At 64.7% G+C, this 21546-nt stretch carries 20 protein-coding genes and 1 pseudogene; 14 read left to right on the top strand and 7 right to left on the bottom strand.

The genetic code is table 11. From position 1 onward, the window contains the following. Position 1 precedes the first annotated feature (1 nt). The gene (locus UCMB321_RS29125) at positions 2-457 is read left to right on the top strand and encodes a YiiD C-terminal domain-containing protein (RefSeq protein ID WP_040072110.1); all 456 of its coding nucleotides are present in this window, start codon (positions 2-4) and stop codon (positions 455-457) included. Positions 458-569: 112 nt separating this feature from the next. On the opposite strand, the gene cysQ is transcribed toward UCMB321_RS29125, so the two are convergent. Then, the gene (gene cysQ, locus UCMB321_RS29120) at positions 570-1412 is read right to left on the bottom strand and encodes a 3'(2'),5'-bisphosphate nucleotidase CysQ (RefSeq protein WP_040072109.1); all 843 of its coding nucleotides are present in this window, start codon (positions 1410-1412) and stop codon (positions 570-572) included. Then, a complete protein-coding gene (gene nudE, locus UCMB321_RS29115; protein ID WP_040072107.1) occupies positions 1409-1975 on the bottom strand; it encodes an ADP compounds hydrolase NudE in 567 nt (188 codons plus the stop codon). The genes cysQ and nudE overlap by 4 nt, the downstream gene beginning before the upstream one ends. A gap of 90 nt (positions 1976-2065) precedes the next feature. Here nudE and yrfG point away from each other — a divergent pair, with 90 nt between their 5' ends. From yrfG to UCMB321_RS29070, 9 genes are all read left to right on the top strand, one after another. Further along, positions 2066-2731 carry a GMP/IMP nucleotidase gene (gene yrfG, locus UCMB321_RS29110; RefSeq protein WP_040072106.1) on the top strand — a complete coding sequence of 222 codons (666 nt, stop codon included), beginning with the start codon at positions 2066-2068 and terminating at the stop codon, positions 2729-2731. 56 nt (positions 2732-2787) lie between these two features. Then, positions 2788-3675, top strand: coding sequence for a LysR family transcriptional regulator (locus tag UCMB321_RS29105; protein ID WP_040072105.1), 888 nt, complete (start codon positions 2788-2790; stop codon positions 3673-3675). 95 nt (positions 3676-3770) lie between these two features. Next, positions 3771-4610, top strand: coding sequence for a formate dehydrogenase accessory sulfurtransferase FdhD (fdhD, locus tag UCMB321_RS29100; RefSeq protein ID WP_040072104.1), 840 nt, complete (start codon positions 3771-3773; stop codon positions 4608-4610). Further along, positions 4607-6961 (top strand): FdhF/YdeP family oxidoreductase, encoded by a 2355-nt coding sequence (locus UCMB321_RS29095; RefSeq protein WP_040072103.1) that lies wholly within the window; start codon positions 4607-4609, stop codon positions 6959-6961. Before fdhD ends, UCMB321_RS29095 begins: the two co-directional genes overlap by 4 nt. Before the next feature lie 211 nt (positions 6962-7172). Continuing rightward, positions 7173-9197 (top strand): LodA/GoxA family CTQ-dependent oxidase, encoded by a 2025-nt coding sequence (locus UCMB321_RS29090; RefSeq protein ID WP_052451386.1) that lies wholly within the window; start codon positions 7173-7175, stop codon positions 9195-9197. Continuing rightward, the gene (locus UCMB321_RS29085) at positions 9198-10310 is read left to right on the top strand and encodes an NAD(P)/FAD-dependent oxidoreductase (RefSeq protein ID WP_040072101.1); all 1113 of its coding nucleotides are present in this window, start codon (positions 9198-9200) and stop codon (positions 10308-10310) included. A 177-nt stretch (positions 10311-10487) separates the two neighbouring features. Next, positions 10488-10955 (top strand): glycine zipper domain-containing protein, encoded by a 468-nt coding sequence (locus tag UCMB321_RS29080; RefSeq protein WP_040072100.1) that lies wholly within the window; start codon positions 10488-10490, stop codon positions 10953-10955. Positions 10956-11365: 410 nt separating this feature from the next. Next, complete coding sequence (locus UCMB321_RS29075; protein ID WP_040072099.1) at positions 11366-12178, top strand: CheR family methyltransferase; 813 nt, start codon at positions 11366-11368, stop codon at positions 12176-12178. Between the two features lie 240 nt (positions 12179-12418). Then, positions 12419-13075 carry a response regulator transcription factor gene (locus tag UCMB321_RS29070; RefSeq protein WP_040072098.1) on the top strand — a complete coding sequence of 219 codons (657 nt, stop codon included), beginning with the start codon at positions 12419-12421 and terminating at the stop codon, positions 13073-13075. On the opposite strand, the gene UCMB321_RS29065 is transcribed toward UCMB321_RS29070, so the two are convergent. Together UCMB321_RS29065 and bipL are read right to left on the bottom strand one after the other, a co-directional pair. Next, the gene (locus UCMB321_RS29065) at positions 13060-13488 is read right to left on the bottom strand and encodes an acyl-CoA thioesterase (protein WP_040072158.1); all 429 of its coding nucleotides are present in this window, start codon (positions 13486-13488) and stop codon (positions 13060-13062) included. The two genes, UCMB321_RS29070 and UCMB321_RS29065, sit on opposite strands and share 16 nt — an antisense overlap. 14 nt (positions 13489-13502) lie before the next feature. Beyond that, positions 13503-14447: a phospholipase BipL gene (gene bipL / locus UCMB321_RS29060; protein WP_040072097.1), complete on the bottom strand. Its 945-nt coding sequence runs from the start codon at positions 14445-14447 to the stop codon at positions 13503-13505. Between the two features lie 74 nt (positions 14448-14521). Between bipL and UCMB321_RS29055 the strand changes: the two genes are divergently transcribed. Both UCMB321_RS29055 and UCMB321_RS29050 read left to right on the top strand, forming a co-directional pair. Further along, complete coding sequence (locus UCMB321_RS29055) at positions 14522-15145, top strand: DUF6436 domain-containing protein (protein ID WP_040072096.1); 624 nt, start codon at positions 14522-14524, stop codon at positions 15143-15145. Positions 15146-15269: 124 nt separating this feature from the next. Beyond that, a complete protein-coding gene (locus tag UCMB321_RS29050; RefSeq protein WP_040072094.1) occupies positions 15270-17636 on the top strand; it encodes a penicillin acylase family protein in 2367 nt (788 codons plus the stop codon). Between the two features lie 107 nt (positions 17637-17743). Here UCMB321_RS29050 and UCMB321_RS29045 read toward each other — a convergent pair whose 3' ends face one another. After that, the gene (locus UCMB321_RS29045; protein WP_040072093.1) at positions 17744-18652 is read right to left on the bottom strand and encodes an AraC family transcriptional regulator; all 909 of its coding nucleotides are present in this window, start codon (positions 18650-18652) and stop codon (positions 17744-17746) included. A gap of 114 nt (positions 18653-18766) precedes the next feature. Here UCMB321_RS29045 and UCMB321_RS29040 point away from each other — a divergent pair, with 114 nt between their 5' ends. Continuing rightward, positions 18767-19108 (top strand): carboxymuconolactone decarboxylase family protein, encoded by a 342-nt coding sequence (locus tag UCMB321_RS29040; protein ID WP_040072092.1) that lies wholly within the window; start codon positions 18767-18769, stop codon positions 19106-19108. Between the two features lie 41 nt (positions 19109-19149). Here UCMB321_RS29040 and UCMB321_RS29035 read toward each other — a convergent pair whose 3' ends face one another. Beyond that, entirely contained in the window at positions 19150-20115 is a 966-nt protein-coding gene (locus UCMB321_RS29035; protein ID WP_040072091.1) for a GlxA family transcriptional regulator, read from the bottom strand. Between the two features lie 377 nt (positions 20116-20492). On the opposite strand from UCMB321_RS29035, the gene UCMB321_RS29030 reads away from it, so the two are divergent. Beyond that, the gene (locus UCMB321_RS29030) at positions 20493-21134 is read left to right on the top strand and encodes an HD domain-containing protein (RefSeq protein ID WP_040072090.1); all 642 of its coding nucleotides are present in this window, start codon (positions 20493-20495) and stop codon (positions 21132-21134) included. 203 nt (positions 21135-21337) lie between these two features. On the opposite strand, the pseudogene UCMB321_RS29025 reads toward UCMB321_RS29030, so the two are convergent. After that, positions 21338-21546 (bottom strand): annotated as a pseudogene (locus tag UCMB321_RS29025) (putrescine ABC transporter permease PotI); the annotation flags it as partial.

The raw sequence follows: 21546 nt of genomic DNA, 5'->3' as shown, positions 1-21546 counted from the left end.
CATGAACCGCGACAGTCGTTACCTGGAATCCGTCCTCCATCAGGACATTCCGCTTACCCGCGACATGGGCCTCAAGGTCCTCGACTGGCAGGCCGGGCAGTTGCGCCTGCACCTGCCGCTGGAGCCCAACGTCAACCACAAGAGCACCATGTTCGGCGGCAGTCTCTATTGCGGCGCGGTACTGGCCGGCTGGGGCTGGTTGCACCTGAGCCAGCGCGAGGCCGGCATCGTGGATGGGCATATCGTGATCCAGGAAGGTCGGATCGATTATCCGTTGCCGGTGACCGGGGATGCCCAGGCGATCTGCGATGCGCCGGAGGAGAAGGTCTGGAAAAAATTCCTGGCGACTTACCAGCGCTATGGCCGGGCGCGGCTGACCCTCGAGACGCGGGTGGTGAATGCGGGCAGTGAAGAAGCAGCGGTGCGCTTCAGCGGGCAATACGTACTGCACCGCTGACAACGCGGTTATCTGTGGGAGCCGGCTTGCTGGCGATGGCGTCCGTTTAGGCGACGCAAGACTCAGGGGCCTCATCGCCAGCAAGCTGGCTCCTACAGGGGTCGTGGCGTTTTCAGCTACGCAGCAGGTCCGGCAATTGCCCACGCCATTGCGCATTGGCCGGTAGCGCCAGGAAAAACGGATTGAGCAACGACTCCCGCGCCGGATAGCTGAAGCGCTCGCCGCTCAGCTCCAGCACCTCGCCCCCCGCGCCTTCCAGCACACCCTGGGCCGCCGCGGTATCCCACTGCGAGGTTGGCGCCAGGCGCGGATAGAAGTCCGCCGCGCCTTCAGCCAACAGGCAGAACTTCAGCGAACTGCCGATATTCGCCAACGCCAGCTCGCCGAGACTGTCGCTCAGCCCCGCCAGCAATTTCTCCTGCTCCGGGCTCGAATGCCGACGACTGGCGACCACGGTAAACGCCTCTCCCGCCGCCGGCACGTCACGTACCCGGATCGGCTGCGGCGCCGCGTCGACGTCCGCACGCCATGCACCCAGGCCGGCGCCGCCAAAATAGCAGCGACCATTGGTCGGCATCGACACCACGCCGAAGACCACCCGCCCCTGCTCGATCAGCGCAATGTTCACCGTGAACTCTTCGCTGCCGGCGATGAACTCCTTGGTGCCGTCCAGCGGGTCCACCAGCCACCAGCGCTGCCAGCCGGCACGCACCGCCAGGGCAATATCGGCGTCCTCTTCGGACAACACCGGGATACTCGGGTCCAGCGCCGTCAACCCATCGAGGATCAGGTGATGGGCGGCGATATCGGCGGCGGTCACCGGCGAGGCATCGGCCTTGTCCGTGACCTGCACATTCGCCCGCCAGAACGGCAGGATGACCTCGCCGGCCCGGCGCGCCAGGTCGATCACCGGGGCCAGGTAGGGGTGCGGCAGATTCGAAAAAAACTCACTCACGATTGAAAGACTCCACGCTGGGTCAACAGGTCTCGCGCCAGATACAACGCCGCCAGCGCACGCCCCTCGCTGAACTGCGGGTTCTGCACCAGGCCGGACAATTCACGCAGGTTGACACGATCGACCCGCATCGGCTCCGGTTCGTCGCCTTCCAGGCGCTCCTCATACAGGTCACTGGCCAGGACCACCTGGATCTTCTGGCTCATGTAGCCGGGGGACAAGGACAGCTCGGTCAGGTGCTCCAGTTGCCGGGCGCCATAACCCGCCTCTTCCTTGAGTTCACGCTCGGCCGCCGCCAGCACGTCCTCGCCCGGTTCGATCAGGCCCTTGGGCAGAGACAGCTCGTACTCGTCGGTGCCGCCGCAATACTCCTCCACCAGCAGGGCATGCTCGGCATCGATCATCGCCACGATCATCACCGCCCCATAACCGGCGCCCCGGCCGACCAGACGCTCGTAGGTTCGCTCGACCCCGTTGGAAAAGCGCAGTTGCACTTCTTCGACACGGAACAAACGGCTGCTGGCGACGATCTCGCGGGCGAGGACGGTGGGTTTCTGGCGCATGGGGCGGCTCCTGGGCGTGAACGGGTTACTATACCGTGGCTTTCCGATTGTCTGTTGCCTCCTATCTTTTTACCGCTCGAGAAGTTTCCCATGCCCTCATTGCCCTGGCGCGACATCGACACCGTTCTGCTGGATATGGACGGCACCCTGCTGGACCTGCACTACGACAACCACTTCTGGATGGAGCACCTGCCCAAGCGGTATGCCGAACTGCATGGTGTCAGCCAGGAACTGGCCGAGCAGGAACTCATGCCCTTGTTCAAGAACCATGCGGGCCAGTTGAAATGGTACTGCCTGGACTTCTGGAGCGCCGAGCTGAAGCTGCCGGTGCGTGAGTTGAAAATGGAGACGGCCCACCTGATTGCCCTGCGCCCGGATGCCGATACCTTTCTGGCGGCCATCCGAAAGGCCGGCAAACGGGTCATCCTGATCACCAACGCCCACCGTGACTCCCTGTCATTGAAGCTGGAGCGGATCGAACTGGCGCCGTATTTCGAACGGCTGATCAGTTCCCATGACTACGGTTTCGCCAAGGAAGACCCGCAGTTCTGGGACGCCTTGCAGGCCGATATCGGCTTCGATCCGGCCCGTAGCCTGTTTATCGACGACACCTTGCCGATCCTGCGCAGCGCCCGGCGTTTCGGCGTGGCGCACCTGCTGGCGGTCAGCCAGCCGGACAGCCGCAAGGGGCCCAAGGACACCGAGGAGTTCGAGGCCACGGGCGACTACCGGACGTTGATCGAAGGTCTGGAATAAGGAAGCTTGAAGCCGGGCGCGCTAGAATCCACCGCTGCACAGCCCGCGGAGCAACGATGGACATCAAGCAGCTGAAATTCCTGATTGCCCTGGACGAAACCCGGCACTTCGGCCAGGCGGCGGCGCGCTGCCACATCACCCAGCCGACGCTGTCCATGCGCCTGCGCAGCCTGGAAGAGGAACTCGACCTGCAACTGGTCAACCGCGGCCAGCGTTTCGAAGGTTTCACCGCCCCCGGCGAACGCGTGCTGGCCTGGGCCCGTACCGTACTGGCGGCCTACGACGGCCTGCAGGCCGAAGCCGCCGCCTGTCGCGGCAACCTGGTCGGCACCCTGCGCCTGGGCGTGGTGCCGTTGTCCAGCTTCGATCCGGTGCAGCTGATGCAACGCCTGCATCGCGAACACCCGAACCTGCGCTTCGAACTCTCATCCCTGAGCTCCGAGCAGATCCTCGAACAGCTGGCGAGCAACCGCCTGGACCTCGGCGTGTCCTACCTGGAACGCCTGGACACCGAGCGCTTCGAGGCCCTGGCCCTGGAAGAAACGCCCATGGGCCTGCTCTACGACCGGCGCTTCTTCAGTTTCAGCGACCAGCCCCTGAGCTGGGAGGCGCTGATCGAGCTGCCCCTGGGCATGCTCACCAGCGGCATGCACTTTCGCCAGTCCATCGATCACAACTTCCATAGCCGTGGCCTGACCCCGCAACCGCTGCTGCAAACCGATGCCGTTCATCAACTGCTGCAAGCCGTCCACGGCGGCCTGTGTTGCGCCATCATGCCGCTGCACGACGGTCTTGAAGCCCTGAGCGACCACCTGCGCCTGCAACCCATAGCCGAAGCCCGGACCCTGGCCCGCCTCGGCCTGATCATGCGCCGGGGCGCGCCACGCTCGGCACTGGCGGAAGCCTGTTTCGCCCTCTACCAACAATGGCCAAACAAGTCTTGATCGACGCCATCTATCATCGGATCATTACTAACGATTAGACGCGACCCTTTGCCGCGCCTAGTCTTGACACTGAATATCCCGCCGGTAATGCCCCTATGAACGTCAAGGACCCGACCTGCGCGCTCCCTGCCGTCTCGACAGCCGCGCCCGCCGCCAGCCAGAGCTACCAGTACAGCGACCTCGAGCGCAGCGAAACCGCCGAGACGGCACTGGCCGAAGAAGTGGCCCTGGCGATTGCCTACAACGGCATCAGCCAGGCGGTCATGCTGGTCACCCCCACCGACCTCGAAGACTTCATCGTCGGTTTCAGCATCGGCAGCGGCATCATTGCCGACGCCACTGAAATCTACGACCTGAAACTCAGCGGCAGCGGCTCGGCGCAGTACGCCCAGGTGGAAATCGCCAGTCGCGCCTTCTGGAACCTCAAGCAGCAGCGCCGCCAGCTGGCCGGTACCAGCGGCTGCGGCCTGTGCGGCGTGGAAGCGCTGGAGCAGGCCCTGCCCGAACTCACCGTGCTGCCCGGCGCGCCCTTGCCACCCGCGGCCTGGCTCGACGGCCTGCGCCAACGCATCGGCGCCTTCCAGCCCCTGGGGCAGTACTCCGGGGCAGTGCACGCCGCCCTGTTCATGAACGACCAGGGCGAACTGCTGCTGGGCCGCGAAGACATCGGCCGGCACAACGCCCTGGACAAGCTGATCGGTGCCCTGATCCGACAGAACATCACGACCGCCGGCGGCCTGGTAATTGTTACGAGCCGTTGCAGCCTCGAATTGATCCAGAAAGTCCTGCGCGCCGGCATCCAGACCCTGGTCAGCCTGTCGTCGCCCACCGGCCTGGCCCTGCAATGGGCGCGCCGACACAACCTCAATCTCATCCACCTGCCGCAAAAGAATGCGCCGCGGGTCTACAGCCCTGCGATGGAGAAACCCGCGTGAGCAAGCATCAACAAGCCGACCAGATCCCGACCCCGACCCCACGCTATAAGCCCTACAAGGGCGCGGCAGGGGGTTGGGGCGCGCTGATCAGCGTGGCCCAGGCCTGGTTGACCAGCGACAACGCGCTGAAGAACCTGCGCATGATGCTCAAGACCAACCAGAACGGCGGCTTCGACTGCCCGGGTTGCGCCTGGGGCGACTCGCCGGAAAGCGGCATGGTCAAGTTCTGCGAGAACGGCGCCAAGGCGGTCAACTGGGAAGCCACCAAACGGCGGGTGGATGCGGCTTTCTTTGCCAAGCACAGCGTCACTTCGCTGCTCGAGCAGAGCGACTACTGGCTGGAATACCAGGGCCGCCTGACCGAGCCCATGCGCTACGACCCGCTCACCGACCGCTACAAGCCCATCAGCTGGGACGCCGCCTATGCCCTGGTGGCCAAGCACCTGCTCAACCTGACCAGCCCCGACCAGGCCGAGTTCTATACCTCGGGCCGGGCCAGCAACGAGGCGGCGTACCTGTATCAACTGTTCGTGCGGGCGTTCGGCACCAACAACTTTCCCGACTGCTCGAACATGTGCCACGAGGCCAGCGGCGTGGCCCTGGCCCAGAGTGTCGGGGTCGGCAAGGGCACCGTGACCTTTGACGACTTCGAACACGCCGACGCGATTTTCGTCTGGGGCCAGAACCCCGGCACCAACCACCCGCGGATGCTCGAGCCGCTGCGTGAAGCCGTGAAACGCGGGGGCCAGGTGGTCTGCATCAACCCGCTCAAGGAGCGCGGCCTGGAACGCTTCCAGCATCCGCAGCACCCACTGGAAATGCTCACCAACGGCGACAAGCCGACCAACACCGCCTTTTTCCGCCCGGCCCTGGGCGGCGACATGGCCGTGCTGCGGGGCATGGCCAAGTTCCTGCTGCAATGGGAACGCGAGGCCCAGGCGGCGAACGAGCCGTCGCTGTTCGACCATGAGTTCCTCAACGAACACACCGCCAATGTCCTCGACTACCTGGCCGCCATCGACGACACCTCCTGGGAGCAGATCGTCGCGCAATCCGGGCTGACCCTGGTGGAGATCGAACAGGCCGCGCGGATGTACGTCAAAGGCAAGAACGTCATCATGTGCTGGGCCATGGGCATCACCCAGCACCGTCACTCGGTGGCGACCATCCAGGAAATCGCCAACCTGATGCTGCTGCGCGGCAATGTCGGCCGCCCCGGCGCGGGCCTGTGCCCGGTGCGTGGCCACAGCAACGTGCAGGGCGACCGCACCATGGGCATCAACGAGCGGCCACCGGCGGCCTTCCTCGACGCCTTGGAGCGACGTTTCCAGTTCAAGGTGCCACGCAGCAACGGCCATAACGTGGTCGAAGCCATTCACGCCATGCTCGACGGTCGGGCCAAGGTGTTTATCGGCCTGGGCGGCAACTTCGCCCAGGCGACCCCGGACAGCCCGCGCACCTTCGAAGCCCTGCGCAACTGCGAGCTGACCGTGCAGATCAGCACCAAGCTCAACCGCAGCCACCTGACCCACGGCAAGGAAGCGCTGATCCTGCCGTGCCTGGGCCGCACCGACATCGACATCCAGCGCGAAGGTCCGCAGGCCGTCACCGTCGAAGACTCGTTCAGCATGGTCCACGCCTCCAACGGCCAGTTGCAGCCGCAGTCGCAACAGATGCGCTCGGAGCCGGCCATCCTCGCCGGCATCGCTGCCGCGACCCTGGGCACACATCCGGTGGACTGGAACTGGCTGGTAGCCGACTACAGGCGTATCCGCGACCTGATCGCCGACACCATTCCCGGCTTCAAGGACTTCAACCAGCGTCTCGAACACCCGGGTGGTTTCCACCTGGGCAACGCCGCGGGCTCGCGCCGCTGGAACACCCCGTCGGGCCGGGCGAACTTCCGCGCGAACGGCCTGCCGGCCGACCTGATCCACGAACGCATCCACGCCACCGGCAAGAAACCGGACCTGATCCTGCAATCGATGCGTTCCCACGACCAGTACAACACCACCATCTACGGCCTCGATGACCGCTACCGTGGGGTCAAGGGCCAGCGCGACGTGTTGTTCGTCAATGAAGCGGACATCATCCGCCTGGGTTTCAAGCCGGGCCAGAAGGCCGACATCGTCTCGCTCTGGGAAGATGGCCGTGAACGTCGGGTCAAGGGTTTCACCCTGCTGGCGTTCGATATCCCCGCGGGGCAGGCGGCCGCCTATTACCCGGAAGTGAACCCGCTGATACCGCTGGAAAGCTTCGGCGACGACAGCTACACCCCGACCTCCAAGTTCGTCGCCATTGTCCTCGAGCAGGCCAGCGAAACCGGGCTGATCATGGCGAAAGCCGGCTGATCGCGGACGACACCCCCGACGCTATAACCGGTGCGTTGAATAACGCACCGGACAATAGCAAAAGGCCATTCGACAAACCCGTATCCCTTTACTAGAGTCTGCGAGCAGTGCCTGCCATTCACTCACCCGAGTGTGATGCCCGGCACCCGCCCAGGGAACCTGCCCGCAGGTCGGGCAACGTCCTCTTTAGCACGGATTGCGGAGAGCATTCATGTCGATCACGCCCGGTCATACCACGCACCACCACGGCGACACCCCGTCCTCCTCCCACAAAGACCAGCGCATCGTCAGCGCCGCGATCCACCCCGCCATCGGCGTGGCGCGGGTCGGCAACAGCGAGTCGGAGTACTTTGTCGGTCCCCAGGTCACCTCGCCACGGCCCGAGCCCCTGGGCTTCTACCGCGATGCCCAGGGTGCGCTGAAGCGCCAGGCCGCCGAGTTCCGGATCTACGGTTACAACGTGGCCGGTGAGGTGGTGGCTGAACTGACCGCCGAGAACGCCGACATCATCTGGTCGGCCCATGTCGCCAACAGCAAGGCACAGTGGTACCAGTGGCAACTGGCGATGGACATCCCTGAAGCCGCCACCGTGGTGCTGCCCCTGCGCAACGCCAAGATCACCGATCCCAAGGCCCGTACGGCCTTGACCATAGACGGCGGCCTGCAAAGCATCAGCGGACCGAACCAGGGCGGCGTCGAATTCAACGGGCAATACGAAGACACTCCAGTGAACCTCGGCGAACTGCGCACCGACGCCCAGGGCCGGCTGCTGTTCCTCGGTGGACGCGGCGTCTCGGCCTCGCCCGAGGGCACGCCGATCTTCATCCCGGGCCCCAACAATAGCTTCATCAACGCCGACGGCTGGTACGACGACACCTCGGATGGCCCGGTCAGCGCCCAGGTCAGCATTGGCGGTCGCTCGATCCCGGTGGAGTCGGCCTGGGTGGTCACCGCGCCGCCGAACTACGCACCGCAAGTCAAGGCCGTGCGTACCCTGTACGACCTGACCTACGACCTGTTCATCCAGGCCGGCTGGTTGACCCCGAATACCACGGTGTCGTTCCGACATGACGTCTACCCGATCCTGCAACGCCTGTCGGGCCTGCAATGGGTCAACCAGGGCTTCGCCACCCAGTTCGGCCACAATGGCCGCTACAATTTCGAAGACCCGGTCTTTATCGCTCAACTGGCGAGTAAGCCGGCAGCGGGCAACTATGACCTGTTCGCCGAAACCCGTCGGCAGATTCTCAACAGCTTCCGCCTGCCCGATCCGGCCGATGGCAACGTGTTGCCCTGGCCATGGATCTATGGCGACTTCATGAGCTCAGTGCCCAACCCGAGCCCACGGCAGAATTCGGCGATTACCCAGACCCAGTACCTGGCCCTCAGCAGCTGGGCCGCCGGCGCCTTCGAAGCCGACTGGTCGAGCGAGCCGCCGCCGGGTCACCTCGATTCGGTGCCCTTGGCCGAACAGCCGGCGATGCTCGACCGCGCGGCCCTGGATTTCTGCCTGGCCGATGCCTTCCACCCCGGCTGCGAACTGACCTGGCCGATGCGCCACTTGCCGCTGTACGCCAAGCCCTGGCGCATTCGCCAGCGCCCGGCGAACAGCCCGCAACCCGACTACGGGCCGACCCTGGACCAGACCCAGGCACTGGCCGTCGGCGGTCCGTTGTACGGCCAAGGTCCTGGCGATCTCAACCGCTGGATGGGCCTGCCCTGGCAAGCCGACACCGCTTATTGCCGGGGTGGTTACGACCAGGCCTACAACCCGTTCACCTCGACGTTCTGGCCCGCGCGCGTCCCCAACCAGGTGCTCAGCGATACCGACTACGCGCTGGTCATCGACCCCTCGGTGGCGCCGGGGCAACGTCTGGATGCCTTTGTCGATCGCAGCAACTGGAACGCGCCGCTGGACATCAACTATCCGAACAAGACCCCGACCGCCGTACAGATGCAGACCATGGTCGATATCTTCGGCTCCATGGGCCTGCTGGAGGTGCGCCAGGGGGTTCACGGCAGCCCGCTGTACCCCGACACCATGATGGTTGCCAGCTATGGCCCGGCCATTCCCCAGGCGCAGACCTTTGCCAGTGCGCAGCTGGCCGCCGACTTTGCCGCGGCGGGCAGCCCGCCGAGTGCGGGTCCACGACCACCCAAGGGCGCCAACTTCAGCAGCCAGGAAGAAGCGTTGCAGGCCCCTCGAGCGGTCAAACCCGGAAACCGTCCGATCTAAATGGAGCGCTACGACGTCGCCATCATCGGTGGCGGCCCGGCGGGCTCGGCGACCGCCATTACCCTGGGTCGCCTGGGCTGGCGAGTGCTGCTGGCCGATTCCGCACCTGTCGGGCGCTTTCGGGTGGGCGAAGGTTTTCCGCCGGCGGCCCGCTCGCTGCTCAATGACCTGGGGCTGCTCGACGGGTTTCTCGCCGCCGGGCATCGCACCAGCCATGGCAATGTCTCCCTGTGGGGCTCGGACGAGCCCCATATGGACGACTTCATCTTTCACACCCACGGCCAGGGCTACCAACTGGACCGTGCCGCTTTCGACAGCCAACTGCGCGCGGCGGCGCGACAGGTCGGGGTGTCGGTTCGCGAATCCACCCGACTGAGCCAGACCGCCGACGAGGATGGCTTTCACCTGCGGCTGGCCCACGACGGCTACGAACACCTGGCCCACAGTCGCTGGCTGATCGATGCCGGCGGCCGCCCGGCCGTGTTCGCACGCCAGCAGGGCGCGCAGCGCATGGAGAATGATCGACTGGTGGCGTTCTATCTGTTGCTGCACAGTTCACAAGGCACGGACCAGGACGGGCGGACCCTGGTCGAGGCGGTCGAGAGCGGCTGGTGGTACAGCGTGCTGCTGCCTTCGGGGGAGCGGCTGGTAACCTACCTCAGTGATCTTGACCTGCTGGATCGCCAGCGGCTGCTGAACAGCGAAGGTCTGTGGCAGCAGTTGGCGCAGACCCGCCTGTTGTCGCCGTTGTGCCAAACCCACGGCTACCGCCCCGGCACCTCGGTCCACGGCATGGATGCCAGCAGCGGGCGGCTTTCCGTGTTCCACGGCTCGCGTTGGGCGGCCGTCGGGGATGCGGCCCTGTCCTTCGATCCGCTGTCCTCGCAAGGCATCGCCACCGCACTTTACTGCGGCCAGCACTGCGCGCGGGCCGTGCACGAAGCGCTGCAAGGCGACCCCGAGGCACTGGCAGGCTATGCCGATCTGCTGACACGGATCTACACCGCCTACCTGGACAACCGGCAGCAGTTCTACGGGATGGAAAAACGCTGGGGCGAATCGACTTTCTGGAACCGACGTCAGGTCCGGGAAACGCCTTCTCAGCCGCGCTGAACGCACGAAACGGGAGAATTCAATCAGGCTGAGACCGTCTTTTATCGACTAAGTTCCCCAGTAAAAACAATAAGTTATGATTTTGTATACAGCTCGTGCTATTCGTCGGATTTCCATTGTAACTATTCCTACACAAGCCTCAGGATCGCGCCGTCATCCCTTTGAGGCTCCTCACCTATGAAGTTCTCGTCGATTCTCTTGTTGTCCCTGAGCCTGGCCAGTGGCTTCGCTTGCGCCGGCGGCACCGCCGAAGCCGGTATCGGTGGCGCATTGGGCGGCGTGCTCGGTTCGGCCGTCGGCCAGTCCCTGGGCGGCAACACCGGCTCGACCATCGGCGCGGCCTTGGGTGGCGCAGGCGGCAGTGCGGTCGGCGCGAACAGACACAGCCGTGGCGAAGCCGCCATCGGTGGCGCCCTGGGCGCAGCCGGCGGCAACGTGGTGGGCCGCAGCATGGGCGGCACCAACGGCGCCCTGCTGGGCGCGGCGGCCGGCGGCGGCGCGGGCGGCGCGCTGGGCAACTATATGGGCAACTCCAGCGATTACGAAGGTCGCCATTACCGTGGCGAACGCCGCGAATACCATCGCGAGCATCACGGCCACGGTTGGGGCCATCGCAAGCATCACCGGCATTGGGAAGACGACTGACTGTCCGCCGCAGGAGCGACGGCGTTGTAAGGAGCCCACCCAAGCCGTCGCTCAGAAGTAGTTACACTCCATTACATCTTTTTTGTTACCTGGCCTTAAGCCTAATTCCTAGAAGCCTCCGATCAGCGCCCTTGCACCCTTCTCCCAGCAGGCAGCGCAATGCCTGAACAAGGGTTCAAAGACCTAGCGGAGCAGTCAGTTTCAAAACCCCTTTCCGTCCCCCAAAACCGGGCCTTGCGCCCCGTTGGATTAAGGGTTATCCCGATACTGATATCAATATGCTAGCTATATGATCCGCCGACCTTGAGCGATGCAATGGAAGCAGGAGATGCGGATCTATCTTGGAGTCTGGCCAAGTACTGTCGGGTTGCTCTTCGACCAGTCTCTTCTCAATGGAGCAGGCCTGGCCGATGTCCAGTGAACTCAGACCGCTTCCCCTCAACGACAGCGAATTCCGCCGCCTGCAACAGCTCATGACCGACGCCTCGGGTATGATCCTGGCGCCGAACAAACGACTGCTGGCGGCCGGGCGCCTGCTGACGCGCCTGCGCCATTACCGGCTCGACAGCTATGCCGACTACCTGCACCTGCTCGACCAGCAGATGAACCTCAAGGAACAGCGGCTGGTGGTGGATCTGCTGACCACCCACGAAACCTATTTCTTTCGCGAGCATCCGCACTTCGACTATCTCGGCGAGTGGCTGAGCGCTCAGAAAGGTCCGCTGAAACTCTGGAGCGCGGCCTGCTCTTCCGGCGAAGAACCCTACAGCCTGGCCATGGTCGCCCAGGAACATGCGCGCGACGGCGACTGGTCGGTCCTCGCCAGCGACCTGAGCCCGAGCATGCTGGAGAAAGCCCGCGACGGTCTCTACGACATGACCCAGGCCAAGTACTTTCCCCAGGGCTGGCTGCACCGTCACTGCCTCGGCGACAGCGGCGAGCCGAACGGGCGCTTCCAGGTACAGGCCGCCCTCCGCGAACGGGTCAGCCTGCGGGAGATCAACATCGTCCAACCCTTGCCCGATGACCTGGGGTTGTTCGACGTGATTTTCCTGCGCAATGTCCTGATGTATTTCACCCACGACGAAAAACAGCGCACCGTGCAACGCCTGGTCAACCAACTGCGTCCCGGCGGGCTGCTGTTCATCGGTCATGCGGAAAGCATCCACGGCTTCGACGTACCGCTGCGCCTGCTCAATCCCTCGGTCTACAAACGCCTATGAGTCCGCTGCCGTTTCTGCGTCCCGGCTCCGATCGGCGCCAAGACCGTCTCGCACGACCGGCCAGCCAACGGAAGTACTCGACGGCCCCCTGGTCAATCTAGCGAAAATGATCCAGCAGTTCGGTGACAGCGCCCGCCACGGCTGACCAGCACTCGGCATCCGGCCCTCGAACCCGACATAAACCACCGCAGCACGCCGAGGCGGCTGCGCCCTTTCCTTTGCGTCATTGGGCTTGAGCTTATGCTTTGTCGAATACTGCTTGCCGACGATTACCCGCTGTTTCGCGCGGGCATGAAGGCGCTGCTGGAAAAACAACAGGAATACGAGATCGTCGGCGAAGCGGGCGATGGCCAGGCGGCGATCGAGCTGGCCTCGCAGCTCAAGCCGGACATCGTGTTGTTGGACATGTCCATGGAGCGCATGAACAGTGTGGCGGCGCTCAAGGAGCTGTCGCTACGCGCGCCGCGCAGCAAGGTGCTGATGCTGTCGATGCACACCGACAGCCACTTCGTGATGAAGTGCCTGCAACTGGGGGCCCACGGCTACCTGCTGAAAAGCGCCACGGTGCTGGAGCTGGAGCTGGCGCTCAAGGCCTTGCGCCATGGCGGCCAGTACCTGTCCTCGGCGGTGGTGCCGCTGGTGGTCGACCAGGCGGTACGCCAGACCCACAGCCCGCCGACCCGGGCCAGCCAGGTGGCACTGACGGCACGCCAACTGGAAATCCTCAGACTGATCGCCCGGGGCGAGACCACCCGCTCCATCGCGGTCGGGCTCGGCCTGAGCGTCAAGACCGTCGAGGCACACCGCTCGCAGATCATGCACCGGCTGCGGATTCACGATATTGCCGGCCTGGTGCTGTTCGCGGTGCGTGAAGGGATCATTCAGCTCAACGACTGAAGCGCCTCGCGCAAGGTGGCGGGCATCGTCACCGGCTGGTTCGAGGCGCGATCGACGAAGACGTGGACAAAGCGCCCGGCCGCGCAGGCATCGTCCTCACCGGCCTTGAACACCGCCAGTTCGTATTGCACCGAGCTGTTGCCCAGCTTGCCGACCCGCAGGCCGATCTCGATGCGCTCGGGGAACGCGATCGAGGCGAAATAGTCGCAGGCCGAACTCACCACGAAGCCGACGACGTCACCGCCATGGATATCCAGCCCACCCTGTTCGATCAGGTAAGTGTTCACCGCCGTGTCGAAAAAGCTGTAGTAGGTGACGTTGTTCACGTGGCCGTAGACATCGTTGTCGTGCCAGCGTGTGATGATCGGCTGGAAGTGGCGGTAGTCGTCGCGTCGGGGCAAGCGGTCGGTCATGGCGGGCTCTTCGGTCATGGCTGCAGGTGTTCGCTGAGAAAGCTGAAATAACGCTCGCGATAGGCCGGGATTTCATTGGCCAGGTGGTGCCGGGCTTCGGCCAGCATCAGCACCTCGGGGCGATCGAACTTGCTCCGCAGCACGGTGAGGTTATGGGTCCAGTCGACGGTCATGTCGGCCTGCCCCTGCACGATCAGCGGTCGACGCGGGCTTTTCAGCGCCGACTCGATAGCGGGGATCCAGCGGGCCAGCGCACCGACCCAGGCCGTCGGCAGGCGCTGGGGTTGCAAGGGATCGGCCTGCAGGAACGGCATGAACGCCGGGTCGTTGGTGTTCTCGCTGAAACGCCGGGCGATGCCTTTGACGAAGGGTTTGAGCAGGTAATAACTGAACTTCGACCAGCCCCAGTCCCGTGGCCGCACCAGCGGCGACAGCAGGATCACCTGGCCCTGGGCCGGGCTGTCGCTGCCGTGCCTGAGCAGGTGGTCGATAACAATCGCGCCACCGGTGCTCTGGCCGAACAGGTGCCAGGGTTGCGGCAGGTCGAGGGAACGGGCCTCGTTGAACAGGTCCTGCAAGGCCTGCTGGTACTGGGCGAAGTCGTCGATGCTGGCCCGCTCGCCGCTGGACAGGCCATGGCCCGGCAGGTCGCAGGCGATCACCGCGAAGCCCTGGTCCAGCGCCCAGTCCACGACATGCCGGTACAGGCCCATGTGATCGTAGAAACCGTGGAGCAGGAACAGCGTCGCCACCGGCTCGATCGGCAGCCAGAGCTGGCTCACCAGCTCGAAATCGCCGCTGCTGAAACGCCCCAGGCGGCTGGTGGCCGGCGGGTTGCGCCGGGGCAGGTCGAGGCCATAGAAATGCTGGTAGGCCCGGGACTCTGCCGACAAGGGCTGCGCCGCGGCCAAGGGTCGCAGGCTGGAACGCAGGGAATCGGCGGTAAAGGTGGCGGACATGGGTTTTCCAGGCAAAGGCACGGCAACGCCAAAGGCGTTTTACAGACCTGTGATATTCATCTGTCAGGGCAGGCATGGCAAGCTACGCGACCGCCAAGGACCGAATCGCCATGCCCCAGATGCGTCACCCGACATTACTCGCCGGCCTGCTCGCCGTGCTTTGCGCGACAGGGCTGTGGTTCGCCTATGAGTGGTTCCAGGGCCGCTATATCCGCGCCTTCAGCGAGCAGACCGCGCTATTCGCCGGCGACAGCCTCAGCCTGCCGGCGCAATTGGCCGGACCGGGCAGGATCCGCCTGGTGCACTTCTGGGACCCGAGTTGCCCCTGCAATGTCGGCAACCAGCAGCACCTGGGGGAATTGATCGAGCGTTTCGCCCCGCTGGGCGTCGAGTTCTATTCGGTACAGAAACCCGGTAGCCACGGCCAGTTGCCGGCCACCCTGAGGGCGATCCAGGCGCTGCCCGGCCTGCCGGGAGCCGAGCACCTGACGGTCAGCCCGGCGGTGGCGATCTGGGATCGCGCCGGCAAGCTGGCCTACTTCGGCCCCTACAGCCAGGGCGCCACCTGCAACTCCAGCAACAGCTTTATCGAGCCGATCCTGCAGGCGCTGAGCGAAGGGCGCCCGGTGAACGCCACCCACAACATGGCGGTGGGCTGTTATTGCCCGTGGCAGCCGCCCGAACGCGATCCCCTGTAAAAATGCCGGCCCCCGCACGGCGAACCGGACTTTTTACAGAAATCACCCGCTCGGTCGATGCATCCCTATACCCTCCTGTGCTAAACCTTCCCGGCCCAGTCCCGGCAGCCACAAGGATTCATGCATGAAACGCAGCCTGACCGTTCTCGCCGTCCTGATCGCCGCCGTTGCCGGCGGTGGCCTGTGGTACGTCCAGAGCAAACAGCCGATGCGTCAGGGCCAGGTCACGCTGCAAAACCTGCAAGGGCCGGTCACGGTGCGCTACGACGACCGTGGCGTGCCGCATATCCGCGCCGAAAACGAAGCCGATCTCTACCGCGCCCTGGGTTACGTGCAGGCCCAGGACCGACTGTTCCAGATGGAAATCATGCGCCGCCTGGCCCGTGGTGAACTGGCCGAAGTGCTCGGCCCCAAGCTGGTGGACACCGACAAGCTGTTCCGTGGCCTGCGCATCCGCGAACGCGCCGACCAGTACGTTGCCCAGTTGAACAAGCAGTCCCCCAGTTGGAAGGCCCTGCAAGCCTACCTGGACGGTATCAACCAGTACCAGGCCACTCACGCCAGGCCCGTGGAGTTCGACCTCCTCGGCATCGACAAGCGCCCGTTCACCGCCGAAGACACCATCAGCATCGCCGGCTACCTGGCCTACAGCTTCGCCGCCGCCTTTCGCACCGATCCACTGCTGACCTATGTTCGCGATAAACTCGGCCCCGACTACCTGAAGGTATTCGACCTGCAATGGCGTCCCCAGGGCGCGCTCGTCACCCCGGCGCCCCTGGCCGATGCCGACTGGAAGAACCTCGGCGCCCTGGCCCGCTTGAACGACCAGGCCCTGGAGCATGCCGGCCTGCCGCAGTTCGAAGGTAGCAACGCCTGGGCGGTTTCCGGCAGCCGGACCAAGAGCGGCAAGCCGCTGCTGGCCGGCGATCCGCATATCCATTTCTCGACGCCCTCGGTCTGGTACGAGGCGCATCTCTCGGCCCCGAACTACGAACTGTACGGCTATCACCAGGCGCTGGTGCCCTTCGCCTTCCTGGGCAACAACCAGGCGTTCGGCTGGAGCCTGACCATGTTCCAGAACGACGACCTGGACCTGATCGTCGAGAAGACCAACCCGGCCAACCCCAACCAGGTCTGGTACCACGGCCAGTGGGTCGAGATGACCAGCAGCCAGCAGCAGATCGCGGTCAAGGGTCAGGCGCCGGTCACCCTCACCCTGCGCCGCTCGCCCCATGGTCCGATCGTCAATGACGCCCTGGGCGCCAATGGCGGAACCCAGCCGGTGGCGATGTGGTGGGCCTTTCTCGAGACACCGGACCCGCTCCTCGACGCCTTCTACGAGCTCAACCGCGCCGACACCCTGGAAAAGGCCCGCGGCGCCGCCTCGAAGATCCAGGCCCCGGGGCTCAACGTGGTGTGGGCCAATGCCAAGGGCGATATCGGCTGGTGGGCGGCGGCGCTGCTGCCCAAGCGCCCGGCCGGGGTCAACCCGGGCTTCCTCCTCGACGGCAGCACCGGCGATGCCGACAAGGACGGCTACTACCCGTTCAGCGCCAACCCCCAGGAGGAGAACCCGGCGCGCGGCTATATCGTCTCGGCCAACGCCCAGCCGACGTCGCCCACCGGCATGGAGATTCCCGGCTACTACAACCTGGCCGATCGCGGCCAGCAGCTGAACCGGCAACTGAGCGACAGCAGCGTGCGCTGGAACCTGGAAAACAGCCAGAAGCTGCAACTGGGCACCACCACCGACTACGGCCCGCGCCTGCTCAAGCCGCTGCTGCCGGTGCTGCGCGAGGTGGTGAAAGACCCGGCGGAGCTGAAGCTGGTGGAACAGTTGGCGCAGTGGAAAGGCGACTACCCGATGAGCTCCACCAGCGCCACGCTGTTCAGCCAGTTTCTCTATGACCTGGCCTATACCGCGATGCACGACAAGCTGGGCGATGACTATTTCAAAGCACTGCTGAGCACCCGCGTGGTGGACTCGGCCCTGCCACGCCTGGCCGCCGATGAGCGCTCGCCGTGGTGGGGCAAGGGCCGCGCCGAGACGGTCAAGACCGCCTGGCAGGCCAGCATCGCCCACCTCAAGGGGCTCTACGGCGAGGATCCGACCGGTTGGGTGTGGGGCCAGGCCCATACCCTGACCCATGAGCATCCGCTGGGCCGGCAGAAGCCGCTGGACTGGTTGTTCAACGTCGGACCGTTCGATGCGCCGGGCAGCCACGAAGTGCCGAACAACCTGTCGGCGAAGATCGGACCGGCGCCCTGGGCGGTGAGCAACGGGCCTTCGACCCGCCGACTCATCGATTTCGCCGACCCGGAGCACAGCCTGACCGTCAACCCGGTGGGGCAAAGCGGGGTGCTGTTCGACAAGTATTACGACGACCAGGCCGAGACCTATATCGAAGGCGGGTATGAGCAGGTGCGCCTGGATGAGGTGGAGGTGTCGGCCAATACCCGCGGCGTCCTGAAGTTGCTGCCGGCCCGATAAAGCCACCGCGTGATTGTGCTTTTCTGCAGGAGCCGGCTTGCTGGCGATAGCGGTGGTGAATGTAACATCGCAATCGCCAGCAAGCCGGCTCCCACAAAGGATTGCGCTCAGCCTCCCGCCCGACGAAGCCGCCCTGGGGCTTGGCCATAGATCTCCTTGAACTTCTTGCTGAACGCCGCCTGGGATTGATAACCGACCTGGACGGCGATATCGCTCAGGCCCAGGTGCGAATGGCTCAGCAAGCCATACGCCAGCTCCATTCGCACCCGCGTCAGCAGCACCCAGGGCGATGCCCCCGCCACCGCGGCGAACGCGCGCATGAAGGTCGCCCGTGACATGTTCGCCAGCGCCGCGAGGGCGTCGATGGTCCACTCATGGGCCGGCTCGTCGAGCATTGCCTGCCAGGCCCGGCTCAGGCGCTTGTCGGCCAGCAATGCCAGTGTTCCGCTGGCTGGCGCCTGCTGCTGCAGATAGGCCCGCAGGATCAGCGTGAACAGCGCCGACGACAGCGCATCCACCAGAAACCGCGCCCCGGCCTGATCGCCATCGGCCTCTACCCGCAGCAGACTCACCAGCGCCGCCAACTGGCCGTTGGCGTGCAGCTCCCGGCTGGAAATCAACAGGTGTTCCGGTAACGCGGCGAACAACATCGACTCGCGCTGGTAGTGAAAGCGGCCACAGAGAATATCCAGGTCCGCCTGTTCGCCGCCGAGCCGATGCACCGGCAGCAAACCGCCACGGCTGATGCGCGTCGCCGTCGGCGCCACCCGTTGCCCCTGGCTGCGCAACAGGTGAGTCCCGCCACCGGGCAGCACCAGGATATCGCCGGCCTGCAGGCGCAAGGAGCGGCCGTCGGGCAACTCGGCCAGGCAATCGCCGGAGAGCACCAGGTGATAAGGCGCCACCCCGACGTTTTCCTGTGGGTGATCCAGTGCCCAATCGCCCTGCAACTGGCAACGCAGGTCGAGGCAGCCGCGTACCCCGGCGAGGCTGATGAGTTTATCGATCGAATTCATTTGCGCATTTCGGACAAAACGTTGAGTGCATTGAACAAAAGTGACTACACCTGAAAGGGGAGACTGAAGCCGTTGCCAAGCCACTCTACGCTTACCCTTTCAGGAGTTACCACTATGTTTCTCAACTGGCCCGAACTGCTGCCAACCATCAAGAACGCCTTTGCCGGCTTGGGTAAATCCAATCCGAAGATGGTCCAGGCTTACATGAAGCTGGGCGAAGCCGCCGCGGAAAACAACGTGCTGGATGCCAAGACCCGTGAGCTGATTTCCCTCGCCGTGGCGATTACCACCCGTTGTGACGGTTGCATCGGCGCCCATACCGACGCCGCGATCAAGGCCGGCGCCAGCCGCGAAGAAGTCGCCGCCGCCCTGGCCACGGCGATTTCGCTGAATGCCGGCGCCGCCTACATCTACTCGCTGCATGCGCTGGAGGCCTACGACAGTCTGAAATCCTGAAGCCATCAATTTTTAAGCCAAGCGCGGCCCCGTGGCCTGTCTCAGAGCAGACCCGCAAAATGCCGCCGAAACTGCTGCGGCGTGACCCCCAGCCGTCGCTGAAACACACTGCGCATATGGTGCGCATCGCGAAAACCGCAGGCGTAGGCCACGGTCTTCAGCGGCGCGCCAGCGCTTTCCAGCATCACCCGCGCCGCATCCACCCGCGCCCGCTCGACGAACTCCGCCGGGGTCACCTGCGTCTCGCGGACAAATACCCGGGAAAAGTTGCGCGCACTCATATTCACCGCCCTGGCCAATTCGGCAATGCTCAAATCCCCGGTCAGGTGTGCCAGCACATACTGCTGCACCTGGGCCACCGGCGACGAGGCCTCGGCATAGGGCACCAGGTAAGGACTGAACTGCGACTGCCCGCCCGAACGCTGGGTGAACACCACCAGCCGCTTGGCCACCTTCAGCGCCACCTGCGCACCGTGGTCCCGCGACAGCAGGTACAACGACAAGTCGATCCCCGCCGTCACCCCTGCCGAGGTGAACAGCCGGTCGTCCTGCACATACAGGCGATCGGCCTCGACCCGCGCCGCCGGGCACGACGCCGCCAGCGCCGGCGCATCACTCCAGTGGGTGGTCACCGTGCGCCCGTCCAGCAAGCCGGCTCGGGCCAGCATGAAGGCGCCGTTGCAGATCGAACCGAACTGTCCGGCGCGGGCGCAGGCCGCGCGTAACCAGGCATAGAAGGCGTCACCGAAATCCAGCGCCGGCAAGCCCGGCCCGCCGGCGCACAACAGCAGGTCATAACGCTCCAGCGCCTCGCTGAAATGCCGATGCGCCTGGATCGCCAGGCCGTTGGAACACGCCAGCCAACCGCGCTCGACACCGATCACTTCCAGCCGGTATCCGGCGTCAGGGGGCAGGAAACCGTTGGCCTCGGCGAAGACGTCCAGGGGCCCGCTGACATCCAGGGCCTGGACGCCGGGGAACACCACAACGGCAAGGGTTCGGGTCATGGGATCAGCCTCGATGCCTGTCGGATAAGTCAAACGCGGTCCTTGTAGGAGCCAGCTTGCTGCGGGCGGCGTTCCGACGATGAGGCCCGTGAGCCTTGCATCGCCTGATCAATCGCTATCGCCGGCAAGCCGGCTCCTACAGGGGGCGCGGTGTTTTCAAGATTTCGGTTCCAGAACCGGCCAGCATCAGGAGTCGGCCTTACGGTAGCGCAAGCCTCCAGGCGATGCGATAGCCGCCTCTATCGCGCGCACGGGCTGGCGCGAAACCTGCCGCGAATGGCTGGATTCGTCACCTTGTGTCGATTGTTGCCACCCTCCCCCGACGCCAGACTGAACCCATCGGCGCCATCCGGGCGCTCCCCAGAGGAAGTCTCGACATGAGCAACAGCATCGCCGGCATCAAGATCCCCGACAGCGCCCTGGCCAAGGCCACCACCGACTACATCCGCGACGTGGAAAGCGATCTGCTCTACCACCACTCGCGCCGGGTGTTCCTGTTCGGTGCCCTGAGCGGCGAGCGCAAGCAACTGGCCTACGACCCGGAACTGTTGTACGTGGGCGCAATGTTCCACGACCTCGGCCTGGTGGAAGGCCATCGCAGCGATGACGAACGTTTCGAAGTGGACGGTGCCAATGCCGCCAAGGCGTTCATGAAACCTTACGGGCTGTCGGATGACGATATCGAGCAGGTCTGGCTGTCGATTGCCCTGCACACCACGCCCGGGGTGCCGCAGCATCTGCGGCCGACGGTGGCGCTGGTCACGGCCGGGGTGGAAATGGATGTGCTGGGGATGGATTACGCGGCGTTTCCCAGCGCCCAGCGCGAAGCAGTGGTGCATGCGCATCCACGGGGGGAAGGGTTCAAGGAGTGCATCATCTGCGCGTTCGCCGATGGGCTGCGCCATCGTCCGCTGACCACATTCGGCAACGTCAAGACCGACGTGTTGAAGGACAAGGATGCGAGCTTCAAGCCGATGAATTTCGTCGAGGTGATTCGGCGTTCGCCGTGGGCCGAGTAAGCCCTTGAGGACACCACAACCCTTGTAGGAGCCGGCTTGCTGGCGATGAGGCCCGTGAGCCCTGCATCGCCTGGCCGGCCGCCATCGCCGGCAAGCCGGCTCCCACAGGGGGCTCCAGTCGTACACAAGAATCAGGTACGGCTCGAGCCACCGTGGGAGCGGAGCTTGTCGGGACGCCGCACCGCCGCGAAGCTTTTGCGGAACTACACGGTCTCTGCCACCTGGGCCCGACGCACGTCCGGCTGTTTCCAGGAGTCTGCCGCGGCTTCCTCGATGGCCTGCTGGATGGCTTTCTTGCGGCGCTCTTCGGCCTGACGGCTGAAGTACCAGACCAGGAAGGTCACCAACGACACCGCCAGCAGAATCAGGCTGGCCACCGCGTTGATCTCCGGCTTCACGCCCAGGCGCACCG

It is taken from the genome of Pseudomonas batumici (assembly GCF_000820515.1).
Taxonomy (GTDB): Bacteria; Pseudomonadota; Gammaproteobacteria; order Pseudomonadales; family Pseudomonadaceae; genus Aquipseudomonas; species Aquipseudomonas batumici.
Note: the sequence above shows the minus strand (reverse complement) of the source record. Positions and strands in the feature narration are given on the sequence as shown.

Excerpts from the sequence above, each read along its gene's own strand:
- UCMB321_RS29125 (WP_040072110.1), top strand. The coding sequence starts at position 2 with ATGAACCGCGACAGTCGTTACCTGGAATCCGTCCTCCATCAGGACATT.
- nudE (WP_040072107.1), bottom strand. The coding sequence starts at position 1,975 with ATGCGCCAGAAACCCACCGTCCTCGCCCGCGAGATCGTCGCCAGCAGC.
- yrfG (WP_040072106.1), top strand. The coding sequence starts at position 2,066 with ATGCCCTCATTGCCCTGGCGCGACATCGACACCGTTCTGCTGGATATG.
- UCMB321_RS29105 (WP_040072105.1), top strand. The coding sequence starts at position 2,788 with ATGGACATCAAGCAGCTGAAATTCCTGATTGCCCTGGACGAAACCCGG.
- fdhD (WP_040072104.1), top strand. The coding sequence starts at position 3,771 with ATGAACGTCAAGGACCCGACCTGCGCGCTCCCTGCCGTCTCGACAGCC.
- UCMB321_RS29090 (WP_052451386.1), top strand. The coding sequence starts at position 7,173 with ATGTCGATCACGCCCGGTCATACCACGCACCACCACGGCGACACCCCG.
- UCMB321_RS29085 (WP_040072101.1), top strand. The coding sequence starts at position 9,198 with ATGGAGCGCTACGACGTCGCCATCATCGGTGGCGGCCCGGCGGGCTCG.
- UCMB321_RS29080 (WP_040072100.1), top strand. The coding sequence starts at position 10,488 with ATGAAGTTCTCGTCGATTCTCTTGTTGTCCCTGAGCCTGGCCAGTGGC.
- UCMB321_RS29075 (WP_040072099.1), top strand. The coding sequence starts at position 11,366 with ATGTCCAGTGAACTCAGACCGCTTCCCCTCAACGACAGCGAATTCCGC.
- UCMB321_RS29070 (WP_040072098.1), top strand. The coding sequence starts at position 12,419 with ATGCTTTGTCGAATACTGCTTGCCGACGATTACCCGCTGTTTCGCGCG.
- UCMB321_RS29065 (WP_040072158.1), bottom strand. The coding sequence starts at position 13,488 with ATGACCGACCGCTTGCCCCGACGCGACGACTACCGCCACTTCCAGCCG.
- bipL (WP_040072097.1), bottom strand. The coding sequence starts at position 14,447 with ATGTCCGCCACCTTTACCGCCGATTCCCTGCGTTCCAGCCTGCGACCC.
- UCMB321_RS29055 (WP_040072096.1), top strand. The coding sequence starts at position 14,522 with ATGGCAAGCTACGCGACCGCCAAGGACCGAATCGCCATGCCCCAGATG.
- UCMB321_RS29050 (WP_040072094.1), top strand. The coding sequence starts at position 15,270 with ATGAAACGCAGCCTGACCGTTCTCGCCGTCCTGATCGCCGCCGTTGCC.
- UCMB321_RS29045 (WP_040072093.1), bottom strand. The coding sequence starts at position 18,652 with ATGAATTCGATCGATAAACTCATCAGCCTCGCCGGGGTACGCGGCTGC.
- UCMB321_RS29040 (WP_040072092.1), top strand. The coding sequence starts at position 18,767 with ATGTTTCTCAACTGGCCCGAACTGCTGCCAACCATCAAGAACGCCTTT.
- UCMB321_RS29035 (WP_040072091.1), bottom strand. The coding sequence starts at position 20,115 with ATGACCCGAACCCTTGCCGTTGTGGTGTTCCCCGGCGTCCAGGCCCTG.
- UCMB321_RS29030 (WP_040072090.1), top strand. The coding sequence starts at position 20,493 with ATGAGCAACAGCATCGCCGGCATCAAGATCCCCGACAGCGCCCTGGCC.